Source organism: Flectobacillus longus (assembly GCF_030056705.1).
GTDB lineage: Bacteria > Bacteroidota > Bacteroidia > Cytophagales > Spirosomataceae > Flectobacillus > Flectobacillus longus.
In genome coordinates, this window is record NZ_JASHIC010000002.1 from 165212 (window position 1) to 179239 (window position 14028).

Sequence of the window (14028 nt, forward strand, 5' to 3'; positions counted from 1 at the left end):
ACTAAATTATTTAAAACACCCATCTGACGGATATTCTCTGTCCATCAAAAGCTATTTGGTTGAGTAGCTTGCTGTGCTTTAATCCATGTTTGTGATGCAATAGATACATGGCTCCATCGAATAAAAATAGGAATCCCCCCTGTAAGATTAAAGATTGTCCATATCCTTTCAACATTTCGGATGATGTAGATGTACTTCGATTCAGTAAATAGGCTCCAGTTCCAATATACACCAAGTCAAGCCCTGTATTGATAAGAAAAAGCTTTTCCACTTTCTTTTGTAAAGCCCTATTTGCTTCCCAATTGTCAGGTAGATGTTGAAGTTGCTTGTTTGCTTGCAATACACTAAGTGCCACCAATCCTCCATTTACGATATTCCAGTAAATATTCATTTGATGGAAATATTTAGAACTTCCTTGCGTTTGTGCAGTGGCTATACCACTCGCAATCATATTGGCAGCAGCCCAGCCTCCCAATACCTTCATGCCATCTTGGTTTATCTGAATCTGTTCTCTGTAAAATAAATTAGGGTCTGTTGTTTGTGCAAAACAACCAGACCCTAAAAGTACACCAACGAAAATGGTAAGATATTTTAGCATAAGTAAAAGATATGGATGTGAAAGAATGGTAGTTGAGCTAGTTTTTATATAGTCTACTACCATTCATTACTCTTAAACTAAGCTAGTGATGCTAATGTTTCCTTTACAATAGCAAAATTTGGTACGTCTCCAGCATTTTCTAATACCTCAGCATATTGGATAATGCCTTCGCCATCAATCACAAATGCCGAACGTTTAGAAACACCTTTTGTGCCAAAAGCAAACGTTTCGTAAATGCTATCGTAAGCTGTAGAAGCTTCTTTATTGAAATCAGAAAGCAAATGGAATGGAAGGTTTTGCTCTTCTTTGAATTTTCCTAAAGTAAACAAAGAATCTACCGATACCGCCAAAATTTCAGCTTTGAGGCTAGAATAAGTAAGAATATTGTCTCGCATTTCACACAATTCTGTTGTACATACGCTTGTAAATGCAAATGGGAAAAACAACAATACTACGTTTTTGCCTTGATAATCTGCCAATGAAATTTCAGCTTTCTCAGTGTTATAAAGCGTGAATGCTGGAGCTTTATCGCCTTTTTGTAATGCCATTTTGATAATTGTTTTAGATGTGAAATCAAGCAAACCTTGATTTTATAAAATAACTAAGTGATTGCAAAAATGTTTTTGGATAGCTTTTAGCACTAATGAAAACTCTTTCTATAAATTATTTAAAAAATCTCACTAGTAAGATTTCTATCGCTAAAAAGATAAGTGCTCCAATCAAAAAATAGCGCCATAAGGCTTTTCCAAAGTTTTGTTCTTTGAATGTTTTGACAAAATCTGTATCATCAATTTGGTCAAAAACCTGTACGTTTTTCTGAGTACCAAAAATAGATTTTAACTCTTCACTTGAATAAAAATCCATTTGTGATTCGCTATGGTCATGATTAAAGGCTAAAATACGATCAACTTTTCCATTATTCATCAACTCATAGTAGCCTGATTCAATTGCTTGCCCCTCGTTGAGTTGGTTTGCTTTAGGAAGCTCAATGGTTAGTTGCTTGCCATTGAGTTGTTGAATTGGAATCAGTTCAAGCTTGCCTTTTTTGAGTTTAAAGCTTGTGTTGGCATTGGCATTATCCACTTCAAGTGTAAAGGTATTGTCTTTGAATGAATATGCCGATGGCTCTTGACGAACACTAAGCGCACCGATTTTGTACATAATTGGGACAAATAAGGCATTTCGAGCAAAATCACCCCATTCTTTGGCGAGTGGCGAAGCTAACAAATATATTTCACCTTGACCAACACTCGTACTGCTCAAATAAGGCATACCATTGCGAAACTGCAAAAGCTTTTCGCCAGCAACTTGCCATGTCAGATTAGCCGATTGCGAAGGCATTTGTAACATAGCACGAAGATTTGAACTATCGAAAATATCTCCAAAGAAACCACCAGATTTGCTAGGTTCTGCTAGAATGTTTAATTCAGATGGCGTATTCGATTTGAGCTGAATATTTCGGATACCATATTTTCCTAAAAATGAAGTATAATTAGCCACATCTGGAGCAGTAGGAGGAATAATCATTACTGAGCCACCAGCTTTAATAAAATCTTGTAAACTTACACTCAAACTGCCATCTATAACTAGAACTCCTTCGAGTACAACCAAATCTGATGTTCTGATTTGACCTACATCCACATTGCTCGCCGACACACTACGAAGAGCAAATACGCTATCATTTTCGAAAACATGCTGGACAAATTTCTCAGGTGCACTTTGTCCAAATAAATGTAATACTCGAATTTTGGGTGCAGCATGCAATACAAAGTAGTAGTCGTTATCAAAAGCAATAGGAGTATCATCAAACGAAATTCTTCCTTTTTTGAAGCCTTTATCTTTTACCGTAAAATTAAAATTAGCTGTGGTAGTACCATGAGCATCAATATTAGCTATAGCAGAGGCTATTTGAACTTCGTCAACAAATAATTTTATGGGAAGATTTTGTACTGCTCTTTCGCCAGTGTTAGAAAGTTTTACGGTCAAAGTATTCACTTGCATTTCTCTGATAAAAGGCGTATTCAACCAAACGGAATCTACAAAAACATTTTGAATAGCTTTAGCTTGCACAGGAACCAAGAAAACCGTATTCGAAGTATCTACTTTTAATTGATTGAGTGTTCCTGCGGTACTTTTTTGAAAATCAGAAAAAAGAATGAATTGATTGCCTCCTTGAGATTGATGTTTGGCCGCTAAACTAGTTTGGCGCTTTAGCACGTTTTCGATAGTGCGAGGCGTGTGTGTATAATCAATCGTTGTGGTACGCTCTTTGAGTTGTTGAGCGTTGTTCAAACTATGTTCTTGTGCCGAAAAATCATTGGTGACCAATTGAAGTCTCGAACCTTGCGGAAAAGCCGTCAAGAGTTCTTCTACTTTATTGATGGCTTTGTCGAGATAACTTTTTTTGTTCAACTCATTTTGCATCGATAAAGAGTTATCGATATAAATGCTCGTAAGACCAGCGCTTTTGGAAATATTACCCGATTTTGGTGTAAGAATAGGTTGTGCAAAAGCCAACACCAAACAGATAATCGCTAAGATTCGAGCAGCCATAATCAGCAAATGCTTGAGTCTACGAAACGATGAAGTGGTAGTGTTAACAGCTTTTAAGAAAGCGACATTGGTAAAATAAACCTTTTTGGTCCTGCGGAAATTAAACAAGTGAATAATCACAGGAATGGCTGCCGCTAGCAAAGCCCACAAAAAACTAGGATATAAAAATTGCATGTACGAAATATAGGTCTTATTTCAGGGTTTTTAGTTTGACAACGATAGATTCTCGAAAAAATTTGCCCGAGTAGCTATTACGTTACATTCTTGAAGGGTGAGTTTTTAATATAATTATAAAACTACAAAAAAGCCCTCATTGATTTATCTCAATGAGGGCTTTTGCAAAATTTATTCCAAATATTTATGGACTTTTCGCTAGAGTAAAAGCTTAGAGGAAATAAAGCAGAGGGTATTAGCGAGAAATTTCCAAAATATCGAATTCTAGTTTTCCAGCAGGGGCAGTGATTTCGGCAACATCACCTACTTTTTTACCAAATAAACCTTTTCCAAATGGCGAAGAAATAGAGATTTTAAAAGCCTTTAAATCAGCTTCTTCTTCCGATACAATCGTGTAAGTTACTTCCATTCCATTACGACGATTTTTGATTTTTACCTTCGATAGAATAGAAACTTTAGAAATATCAATAGTAGATTCGTCTAAAGCACGCGCATTAGCTACGATTTCTTCCATTTTAGAAATCTTTAATTCCAATAATCCTTGTGCATCTTTGGCCGCATCATACTCCGCATTTTCACTAAGATCACCTTTGTCACGAGCTTCAGCAATTTGTTTAGCCATATCTGCACGCCCCTGAATTTTAAGGTAATGAAGTTCTGCTCTTAGCTCATCAAGTTTTTCCTGCGTATAATACTGTACCTTTGCCATACTGTTCTGCTATGTTTAAAATGTTTTAGACTGATTTGGTGGTGAATACAAAAAAAATTACTGACAATTTCTTGCCAGCAAAAAGACGGAATTCCCAATTAAAGTTTCAACTCAGACAAATAAAAAAGAACGGCTTCTGACCGTTCTACAAGATTTTAAGACCTTTGTAGAAAATCGAAGTTATATTTGTGCCGTTATTGCTTGTGTTCTTTTCATTTTGTGTGAATTGAGATTACAAAGATAGCTTATTTTTGCGCTTTTTCAAAAAAGAAATCCATTTTGTGTTTTTAAAAGAATAAATATAACTGACTGTTTTTACCCTTGTTTTTCATTAACGAAATCTAATGACAAATTGTTTTGTAAAATGTGAAAAGAGGCTATTAAAAGTGATTTTAGAAAAATAGACAATCAAAAAATTATGAAAATTATATTCATGGGTACGCCCGAATTTGCGGTAGAAAGTTTAAGGATTTTGGTAGATAACGGCTGTGAGGTGGTAGCTGTAGTGACTGCACCAGACAAACCCATTGGTCGTGGACAAAAATTGGGTATGTCAGCCGTGAAAGAATATGTTTTGAATAATGCACCACATATTCCGATTTTACAACCAGAAAAACTGAAATCTCCTGCATTTTTGGAAGAACTCAAAAGCTATCAAGCTGACTTACAAATTGTAGTGGCGTTTAGAATGTTGCCAGAAGTAGTTTGGCAAATGCCTCCTTTGGGGACTTTTAATTTACATGGTTCGTTATTACCTCAGTATCGTGGCGCAGCACCAATCAACTGGGCTATTATCAATGGTGAAAAAGAAACAGGAGTAACCACTTTCTTTTTGAAACATGAAATAGATACTGGCTCGGTGATTTTTCAAGAAAAAGAACCTATCAATGAAGATGATAATGTTGGTACTGTCTATGAGAGATTGATGCACATAGGAGCTAAATTAGTTCTTAAAACTGTACGTGCTATTGAATCGGGAAGTTATCCTCAAGAACCTCAAAACGAAAATCAGACTTTACACCATGCACCAAAGATTTTTAAAGAAACCTGTCAAATTGATTGGGAAAAGCCTGCTAAAGTAGTGTATGATTTTGTACGAGGTTTGTCGCCTTATCCTGCGGCGTGGACTTTCTTAGGTGATAAATCTTGTAAAGTTTATAAAACAAGTATTGTAACTGATTTTGAGAGTACAGAGGAGGTAAATGTAGGACAGTGGGTGAGTGATAATAAGAGTTATCTTTACTTCAAATGCTCTGAAGGATGGCTTGCAATTGAGGAACTTCAATTGGAGATGAAAAAACGCATGGGAATTCAGGACTTCTTGAGAGGAAATAAATTATAAGTGTGCTGTTTTATAAATAGTTAACAAAAGTTTTATCTTAAAAAGGTTGTTTGCGTTAGTAAAGCGTCTTACATTTGCAAGAGATAAAGTTATGCTTGCATAACTTTGAGGATTTTCCTCTGCTTAATTCACTAATATATTGGTTATAAATACTTAATCACACTAGGCTCAACTTTGTCAAAGTCTTTACTTTGACAAAGTTGATAAGCCAAATATCTTTATCTCCACTTTCCTAATTCTAGGGTAATAATTCCTTTTGAGGTTACTAATGACAATGTTTGGTCTTCTAAATCACCAATTATGACAATGTCATTTTGTGCATTGTAGGATGTACTTTTTAAAATTCCTTTTATTTTTTCAAGGGTATTCAAGTTAATTTTCTTAGCGACTTTACCACAGCTACAAGGTTGATTTCGGCGAAGTTCATTGAGTAGTGACAATAGGTCGGCGGTATCTACTACACGATTAATTTTACCTGATTTCACGGCTTTTTCTACTGTACTAAGATAAAAATCTCGATATGGTTCAAACTCAAATCTTAACACAGGATATTTTTGAACCAAAGTAGCTCCATTCTTGAAATATTGAATGTGGCCAGGGTCCATGAAGCCCACAAAATTACCTCCCCAAGTAAGTCCATATTGTGCAGTAAGCGTATCTAGGGGCTTATAGCTGGAAAGCGTATTTGAGATTCGACGACCTCTGAAAATGGCGAAGTCTGCTGCCAAACCAAAATTGTGCATTGACACAGGCGAAGCGGTACGTTTACGAGATAAGTACTTACGTTGGTTAGCAATAGAACGTAAATCTGAAATCACCTTAATACTGCTGTGCTTTTCGGCCATAATAGTTTTGATAGAATCACGTTTGGCTAGGAAAGTTGCACGGTCATTTTCGAGCATTCTTGTCCAACGGTCGTACAAATATCGAGGAGTATAAATGAGTGCACCCAAATATGCCTGTTCAATCCATGTAGAGGTGATTCCAGATGTTCCCGCTATGTTAGGAATTTCCATGGGTTGATTAAGAGAATCAAGCTTGTAACCAGTCATTTTAATCTCTTGGCGCAGGCCTACAGTGGCTACATAAATAGCAGTGGGTTTGATATTGAGCTGTAAAAAAGTATCTGTTTCATAAAAAGGTTGTACCATGTCATAAATGGCTAAGGTACTTACTTTTTGAGTAGTATCGCATCCCAAATCTTGCCAAGTGGCATCTTCTACAGAATCTTTTAAAAAACTACAGGCAAGCAACGAAAGAGATAATAAGGGTAATAATAGTTTAAAGAATCTTAACATAAATGGAATATCGGGATTATAATGGGCTTTCGGTTTTTTATGTGTATTAGGCAAAAATTAGCCATTTTGGGTGGCTGGATTGCGGAGGTATTACCTACTTGACTTCTACTTCCGAAATCCAACATCCGATATCCGAAATAAACAGTTTTATAATCCTTCGTACAAACCTAACCCCAATTCAACATTATTTCTTTTGCCAAATTAATTTAATTAATACCTAGGTTGATGATTTAGACTGAAATTTTTCTCGTTGTGCTACATAAAGACCCAAAATAACCAATGCCGTTCCTATGTAAGTATAAGTGGTAATAGGCTCGTCGAGGAGGACAGAGGCATATAAGAAACCAAAAATAGGGCATAAGAATAACCAAAGTGAAGCCTTGACTGCATCTGTTTTAAGCAAATATAACCAAAGCTGTACTGCTGCAATAGACACTGGAACAACCAACCAAAATACTGAGCTCCAGAAGCGTACTGTATAGTGATTGTTTTCCCAGTCTGTCATCAAAAATGTAACTGGTAGAAGCATGACGCCTCCTATAAGTACTTGCCAACCATTGATTGTCAATAATGGTAAATCCCATTTTTGTTGCGAATAATAAATCGTACCTACTGAATAGGAAATCATACTAGTTGCCAAAATCAATAGTCCATCTACGCTTGCGTAGCTTTTTACTAATAAAGGATAAGTCGCAATAGCTACGCCAGCAATCCCTAAAATTAGTCCTGTCAGTTCTCCTTTTTTGATGGCTCGTTTCATCCAAATAGCTGAAATGACACTAATAATCAAAGGATTAGTGGCTGTAGAAAGCGAGCCGATACCAGCAGAGACTTTTTTCATGGCCAAGACAAAACAACCCAAATATAAGGTCACATTCAAAAAGCCGTAAATAGCCAGCTGTTTCCATTCTTTACCTTGGGGGAGTCTAGATTTTTGGAAAATCAAGCTGGCGCACAGCATGATAAACCCCGCAATAAAGAATCGACAGTTACCTATTACGAATGGCTGGGCATCTAATAATCCAATTTTGGTCGCAGCCGATGCCGAAGCCCACAACATCGCAAAGAATAAGCCTGCAAGTATATTTTTCATGAGTAATTACAAAAAATCCCAAATCCATATTACTAGATTTGGGATAGATGCTATTTGAATTTCATTTTATAGTCAACTTTTACCTTGCCTTTCGAAATGTCACTGAGCTTATTTTTAAGCATACGTTTTTTGACAGGACTAAGGTGATCGGTAAACAAAATACCATCGATATGGTCGTATTCGTGTTGGATAATACGAGCTGCTAGACCTTCATAAACTTCTGTGTGCTCGTTCCAATCGGTATCGTAATAATGAATTTTTACAAATTCTGGTCTGTAAACATCTGCACGAATACCTGGGATAGACAAACAACCTTCTTCAAAACCCCACTCATCGCCATCTTCTTCTAGGATTTCAGCATTGATGAATACTTTTTTGAAATCTACAACTGAAGGGTCTTTATCTCTTTCGTCAAGATCTTCACCTTCATTGAATGGGCGACCATCTACGACAAACATACGGATACTCATACCAATTTGTGGTGCAGCCAAACCTACTCCAGAAGCTGCATACATGGTTTCGAACATATCTTCGGCCAATTGTTTAACATCAATCGAGCCTTTTTCTATATCGTCAGCTTCTTTTCTGAGAACGGGGTCGCCGTAAGGTATAATCGGATAAATCATTGTGCTAATTTGCTTTGTGTATAGGTCCTATCATGAGGACTATCTTTGTTATTTCAGAATTTGGATGCAAAGGTACGGAAAAAACCAGCTTTGAACTACACTTCTTTGCAATCTACCTGAGCCAAAATCAAGACTTTTGTTGAAAAGGTATCGCATGTTTTGTCAAAATATCCTTTTTGTGTTGCTTGACTTCCGATTTGGCTTTGTGTCCCCAAATCCGCTCCTTTACTTTTTGATGCTCTTTTTCTATATCCATCAAGGGAAAAGGATAGGTTTTTCCGATTTCTATTTGATATAAATGCTGTTCCATAGGGGTTAATTTCCAAGGCTCATGAATCAATGCTACGGGACAATTGGCAAGCTCTGGAACCCATTGTTTGATAAAAATCCCCTCAGGGTCATGATCTTGGGCTTGCTTGGTAGGGTTATAAATCCTGACGGTATTTACCCCTGTTACTCCAGCTTGCATTTGAATTTGTGGATAATGTATGCCCGGCTCAAAGTCTAGAAATTGTTGAGCCAAAAATAAGGCTGCTGGCTTCCAATGATAGGCAAGATTATGGGTCAAAAAGGAAACGAGCATAGCCCGCATCCGAAAATTGAGATAGCCAGTACTCACCAAACAGCGCATGCAAGCATCTACTAGCGGATAGCCTGTTTGTCCATTGCACCAAGCTTCAAAATGAGTATGATTATCAGAAAAATACAAGTCGTCATAGCCACGATTGAGGTTTTCAGACTCAATGCGTTCATCTGATTCAAATTTTTGAATAAAATGACAATGCCAACGCAGTCTCGAACGGAAGTTTTCTAGCGATTTTTTAAGAAAAGGATATTTTTTACTTTGTTGTAAACTCTCCTGATACACTTGTTTTATGGAAAGGTTTCCCCAAGCAATATAAGGAGATAGTCTGCTACAGGATTTGCGAGCTTCGAGTGGTTTTGAAATATGTTTTGAGTAAAATCTGCACCGCTCTTTCCAAAAACTCTGCATATATTTTTGAGCATAAGATTCGCCTCCAGGCTGCATAGGCTGCGCAGGAGAGTAATTGGGACAAATATCTTGAAAATTTGTGATTTCAAAACCTGATAAATCAATGTCTGAGAATGTAGCCTTTGACCAGTCAGGCATAGCTTGAGCTTCGTGCATAAAAGCATACCACGATTTCATCCAATCTTCTCGATGCTTCAGACCTCTTTTTACGCCATTACATTGATATTCGTGCCAAGTGACAGATTGAGTACTAAGATATTTTGCAAGGCTTTTATCTCTAGCAAATGTCAAAGAGATACCTGTTTCTTGGTAAGAGTATAACGAATGAATGGGATAGGAGGAAAGGCATTTTTGAAAAAATGGCAATACTTCCTCTCTTAAAATCCAAAGTTTGGCATTGGGGTTTATTTGAAAAAGTCTCTTCTGTAGATTAATCAATGACTCCCACACAAACTGCCAATGACGTGGACTATAATGTACATCTTGGATTAGACTTGGTTCGAAGATATACAAAAGTAATAGCGGTCGTCCATCTTCAATAGCTTTTTGCAAAGGCTGATGGTCGAGCAAACGTAAATCTCTTTTGAACCAGATAACCGAGATAGATGACATGCTAAATAATGTTTCGTTTTTCACATTGACGAGTGAGTGATAAGCAGATGGCATATCTCCCAATGCGGTGACCCATCTATGATAAATCAATTTGTGGAAGAATTGTTTTAATTTCGAAGTGTAAAACCACAAGGAATTGCGTCTTTACAGATGTATTTATTGGAAAAATCACTCAATCACCAATCGCTCATTCACTCAATAAAAACATGTATCTCAATATCCACACTCACCATATCGAAGCAGACGAAGCTATTATTCAGGTAGAAAACCTGATTATAGATTCGGAGATTTCTGATGAGATTTGGATAAAACCAATAGAAAACTCTTTACCTAATCAGTTTTTTTCGGCAGGGTTACATCCTTGGTATTTGAAAGAAGGTCAATTAGAAGCTGATTTGACTTTGTTAAAAAAGATTTTAGCTCATCCGAAGGTCTTGTTTTTAGGAGAATGTGGTTTAGATAAAATCTGTCAAACAGATTGGACTTTTCAAATAAATGTCTTTAAAACACAAATCCAAATCGCAGAAGAATTCAAGAAGCCTATGGTGATTCATTGTGTGCGAGCTTTTTCGGAAATCATCCAAATTAAAAAATTGTTACGTCCTAGACTCCCTTGGCTGATTCATGGTTTTAATAATAATGAGCAAATTTTGAAACAACTTATTCAGCATCAATTATATATCTCGTTAGGGTCGGCGCTTTTACAAGACAAATCCAATGCTAGCCGTTTAATCACATCTATCCCAATTAAGCAGTTATTTCTTGAGACAGACGATAAGAATTGCACAATATCAAGTATCTTTGTGGCTGCTTCTAAGCAATTAGAGGTTGATGTTGAATATTTACAAGAAAAAATATACTCTAATTTTAAACAAATAGTCTAACATCAAGGCTATCAATCAGTAATCAGCCGAGGAATACCCTCGCCCTCTATCCTTGATGAAAGACCGTGAGTAATCTCACCAACAACCCGCAGTGGAGACTGCAATTATTACTTATGCAACGTAATTTTTATAAAGCCCATCCTTGGCATGGTATCCAAATCGGAAAGGATATGCCGAAAATTGTTAACTCATTTATCGAAATCGTATCTACAGATACCGTAAAATACGAAATCGACAAGGAAACAGGGTATTTGAAAATCGACCGTCCTCAAAAATTCTCTAACATTGTACCTGCTTTGTACGGCTTTGTGCCTCAAACATACTGTGGTGAATTGACGGCTGAATTGGCTCGTAGCGCATCGGGTAAAGAAATCGAAAAAGGAGATGGTGACCCTCTTGATATTTTGGTTCTTTCTGAACGTGCTATCACGCATGGTGACATCATTTGCGAAGCTATCCCTATCGGTGGTATTCGTATGATTGACAAAGGTGAAGCTGATGACAAAATCATTGCTGTATTGAAAGATGACTCAATGTACGGTAAATGGAAAGACATCAAAGATTGTCCAAAAAGTATCATCGACCGTTTGGTTCACTACTTCTTGACTTACAAAAATATCCCAGGTGAAGAAAAAGTAGCTGTAGATATCGACGATGTTTATGGTAGCGAAGTAGCTCACCAAGTAATCTTGAAATCTCGTGAAGATTACCGTAACATGTTCGGGTGAAGCTTAGAGCTTGTAACAATTGCTGAGTTCGAAACACTTGGTTCGGCCGAAGATATTCAATCACGCTTGTCGTTGGCGGGTATCAAAGCGGAGGTTTCGAAAGATGCTCAGTTTGAGTTACAGGTGCTTGAAAAAGACGTTAATAGCGCATCGAAATTAATTGAGTACTTTATGTCTCAAAACTAATATGCCAAAAGCTCAAGCAATCCTGTTGCTTGGGCTTTTATTTTTATATTTTACCTACACCTTTTATCCCTGTCTTTTTCCACACAACACAAATTGCTAGAGATACCTTGGCTCTATTTTATTTTTGAATCTTTGAAACTGCAATTAGTCATTTACTCATTACTTCAAACAAAACATTTGAACAATGCGTATAAAAATTAACTTTGTAGTTTGAGTAAAAATAAAACTTTCAGATAATTTTTAATTGCCTTGCTCTGAAGTTGACTACTAATACACAAAACCAAAACGTAAAACACATTTTAAAAGAACTACTTGTAAGGTATTTCTTTAACATCTTTTAAAAGTATGCTAGGATTCCTCAAAAATGTATTTGCGACCATTGTTGGTCTTTTTCTCTTCTTCCTTTTTGGCTTTTTTATTTTAATAGGCATCGCAGCGGCTATTGGCGGTAGCGAAGACAAAACAGCCTTGAAAGAAAATACGGTCTTAAAATTAGACCTTAATCATCCTATCGTCGAAAATGTAGCAGAAGACGAAAATCCTTTGAAAAACTTAGGTGGTCCTTTTGCCGATAATAGCGATGAAGTTGGTTTGGTGCAAATTCGTGAAGCACTCAAACGTGCGGCTGTCGATACACATATCAAGGGTATTTCGCTTCAGGCGCATTATCCAATAGCTGGTTATGCACAGTTACAAGAAATCAGAGATGCTTTGCTGGCTTTCAAAAAGTCAGGGAAGTTTATCTATGCTTACGGGGAGTCTTTTACTGAAAAAGGCTATTACCTTACTTCGGTAGCAGATAAGATATTTTTAAACCCAGCAGGTGGTTTAGATTTTAATGGAATTAGTGCAGAGATTTCGTTCTTTAAAGGTACGCTCGATAAACTGGATATAAAGCCAGTGGTATTTCGTGTAGGACAATTTAAGTCAGCGGTAGAACCATTCATTCGTGAAAATATGAGTGAAGAAAACCGTGCTCAATACAACGAATTGCTAGGTTCAATCAATAACCAAATCATGTCTCAAATTGCTACTTCGAGAGGAATTAGTGCGGAGGCATTGAAAAAAGTAGCTGATGAACTAACGGCTTACGAACCAAAAGGCGCATTACAGTCTAAATTAGTGACTAATGTTGGATATTTAGATGAATTTGAAACAGCCTTGAAAAAGAAATTGAATATCGATGCCGACGACAAATTGACTTATGTTGGTTTAGGTAAATTCATGAAAGCTGAATCTGCTATTCCTTTCAATGATTCTGACAACCGTATTGCCGTAATTGTATCAGAAGGTACTATCGAAGGAGCTAAAGCAAGTTCGGGTAATATCGGTTCTGATGATTTTGTTGCCGAATTACGCAAAGCTCGTGACGACAAAAAAGTAAAAGCGATTGTATTGCGTATCGATAGCCCAGGTGGTTCATCATTGGCTTCGGATGTAATGTGGCATGAAGTACAATTAGCCAAAAAGGTAAAACCTGTGGTGGCATCTATGGGTGATTATGCTGCTTCTGGTGGATACTACATGGCTATGGGAGCAGATACCATTGTAGCATTACCAACGACTATTACTGGTTCAATTGGTATTTTTGCACAGTTCTTTAATTTTGAAAATTTCTTCAAAAATAAATTGGGTATTACTCACGACCGTGTGAATACCAATGCTCATTCAGATTTTCCAACAGTAACAAGGGAATTAACTGATTTTGAGAAAAACTGGTTCCAAGCTCGTGTAAATGCTGGTTATGAAACCTTTACTTCGAAAGCGGCACAAGGTCGTCACATGAATATCGACAAATTGAAATCTTTGGCAGGAGGTCGTGTTTGGACAGGTGAGCAGGCGAAGGCAAATGGTTTGGTCGATGTTCTAGGAGACTTGAACAAGGCAATTGAAATAGCTGCAAAAATGGCTAAGGTAAAAACTGATGACTATAAAGTAAGATATTATCCAACACCAAAATCATTCTTCGAAGAACTTATGGATAAGAAAGAAGATGAAATGGAAGCTAAATTCTTGAAAGCACAATTTGGTGAAATGGCATCTTATGTAAAACAGGTTCAGAAAGTTAAGACACAAGAAGGCTATTTGGCTTTGATGCCTTTTGCGATTGAATTCAAATAGTTATTTTGCTAAATATGCTACACAAAAGGGCTTCTCGTTTGGTGGAACGGGAAGTCCTTTTTAATTTTGGTATTGTGTAACACGATTGCGATGTGTCGCAGCGTATCAAT

The 14028-nt window shown here is 36.9% G+C and carries 12 protein-coding genes; 4 read left to right on the forward strand and 8 right to left on the reverse strand.

Features of this window, described 5'->3' with window-relative positions:
• Positions 1-10: 10 nt before the first annotated feature.
• From QM491_RS02070 to greA, 4 genes are all read right to left on the reverse strand, one after another.
• A complete protein-coding gene (locus QM491_RS02070) occupies positions 11-598 on the reverse strand; it encodes a DUF6992 family protein (protein WP_283325592.1) in 588 nt (195 codons plus the stop codon).
• 77 nt (positions 599-675) lie between these two features.
• The gene (locus QM491_RS02075) at positions 676-1146 is read right to left on the reverse strand and encodes a redoxin domain-containing protein (protein ID WP_283325593.1); all 471 of its coding nucleotides are present in this window, start codon (positions 1144-1146) and stop codon (positions 676-678) included.
• A 115-nt stretch (positions 1147-1261) separates the two neighbouring features.
• Entirely contained in the window at positions 1262-3325 is a 2064-nt protein-coding gene (locus tag QM491_RS02080) for a BatA domain-containing protein (RefSeq protein ID WP_283325594.1), read from the reverse strand.
• A 235-nt stretch (positions 3326-3560) separates the two neighbouring features.
• Positions 3561-4034 carry a transcription elongation factor GreA gene (greA, locus tag QM491_RS02085; protein ID WP_166550646.1) on the reverse strand — a complete coding sequence of 158 codons (474 nt, stop codon included), beginning with the start codon at positions 4032-4034 and terminating at the stop codon, positions 3561-3563.
• 418 nt (positions 4035-4452) lie between these two features.
• Here greA and fmt point away from each other — a divergent pair, with 418 nt between their 5' ends.
• Positions 4453-5376, forward strand: a complete 924-nt coding sequence (gene fmt, locus QM491_RS02090; RefSeq protein ID WP_283325595.1) for a methionyl-tRNA formyltransferase — start codon at positions 4453-4455, stop codon at positions 5374-5376.
• 218 nt (positions 5377-5594) lie between these two features.
• Here fmt and QM491_RS02095 read toward each other — a convergent pair whose 3' ends face one another.
• The 4 genes from QM491_RS02095 to QM491_RS02110 form a co-directional block, all read right to left on the reverse strand.
• A complete protein-coding gene (locus QM491_RS02095; protein ID WP_283325596.1) occupies positions 5595-6674 on the reverse strand; it encodes a M15 family metallopeptidase in 1080 nt (359 codons plus the stop codon).
• Between the two features lie 217 nt (positions 6675-6891).
• Positions 6892-7767: a DMT family transporter gene (locus QM491_RS02100; protein WP_283325597.1), complete on the reverse strand. Its 876-nt coding sequence runs from the start codon at positions 7765-7767 to the stop codon at positions 6892-6894.
• 50 nt (positions 7768-7817) lie between these two features.
• Complete coding sequence (def, locus tag QM491_RS02105) at positions 7818-8393, reverse strand: peptide deformylase (protein ID WP_283325598.1); 576 nt, start codon at positions 8391-8393, stop codon at positions 7818-7820.
• Between the two features lie 127 nt (positions 8394-8520).
• A complete protein-coding gene (locus QM491_RS02110) occupies positions 8521-10089 on the reverse strand; it encodes a cryptochrome/deoxyribodipyrimidine photo-lyase family protein (protein WP_283325599.1) in 1569 nt (522 codons plus the stop codon).
• A 116-nt stretch (positions 10090-10205) separates the two neighbouring features.
• On the opposite strand from QM491_RS02110, the gene QM491_RS02115 reads away from it, so the two are divergent.
• The 3 genes from QM491_RS02115 (at position 10206) to sppA (ending at position 13918) form a co-directional block, all read left to right on the forward strand.
• The gene (locus QM491_RS02115; protein WP_283325600.1) at positions 10206-10883 is read left to right on the forward strand and encodes a TatD family hydrolase; all 678 of its coding nucleotides are present in this window, start codon (positions 10206-10208) and stop codon (positions 10881-10883) included.
• A 113-nt stretch (positions 10884-10996) separates the two neighbouring features.
• Positions 10997-11611, forward strand: a complete 615-nt coding sequence (locus QM491_RS02120) for an inorganic pyrophosphatase (RefSeq protein WP_283325601.1) — start codon at positions 10997-10999, stop codon at positions 11609-11611.
• A gap of 531 nt (positions 11612-12142) precedes the next feature.
• Complete coding sequence (gene sppA / locus QM491_RS02125; protein ID WP_283325602.1) at positions 12143-13918, forward strand: signal peptide peptidase SppA; 1776 nt, start codon at positions 12143-12145, stop codon at positions 13916-13918.
• The last annotated feature ends 110 nt before the right edge of the window (positions 13919-14028 follow it).

Coding starts and splice junctions, on each gene's coding strand:
- QM491_RS02070 (WP_283325592.1), bottom strand. CDS start 598: ATGCTAAAATATCTTACCATTTTCGTTGGTGTACTTTTAGGGTCTGGT.
- QM491_RS02075 (WP_283325593.1), bottom strand. CDS start 1,146: ATGGCATTACAAAAAGGCGATAAAGCTCCAGCATTCACGCTTTATAAC.
- QM491_RS02080 (WP_283325594.1), bottom strand. CDS start 3,325: ATGCAATTTTTATATCCTAGTTTTTTGTGGGCTTTGCTAGCGGCAGCC.
- greA (WP_166550646.1), bottom strand. CDS start 4,034: ATGGCAAAGGTACAGTATTATACGCAGGAAAAACTTGATGAGCTAAGA.
- fmt (WP_283325595.1), top strand. CDS start 4,453: ATGAAAATTATATTCATGGGTACGCCCGAATTTGCGGTAGAAAGTTTA.
- QM491_RS02095 (WP_283325596.1), bottom strand. CDS start 6,674: ATGTTAAGATTCTTTAAACTATTATTACCCTTATTATCTCTTTCGTTG.
- QM491_RS02100 (WP_283325597.1), bottom strand. CDS start 7,767: ATGAAAAATATACTTGCAGGCTTATTCTTTGCGATGTTGTGGGCTTCG.
- def (WP_283325598.1), bottom strand. CDS start 8,393: ATGATTTATCCGATTATACCTTACGGCGACCCCGTTCTCAGAAAAGAA.
- QM491_RS02115 (WP_283325600.1), top strand. CDS start 10,206: ATGTATCTCAATATCCACACTCACCATATCGAAGCAGACGAAGCTATT.
- QM491_RS02120 (WP_283325601.1), top strand. CDS start 10,997: ATGCAACGTAATTTTTATAAAGCCCATCCTTGGCATGGTATCCAAATC.
- sppA (WP_283325602.1), top strand. CDS start 12,143: ATGCTAGGATTCCTCAAAAATGTATTTGCGACCATTGTTGGTCTTTTT.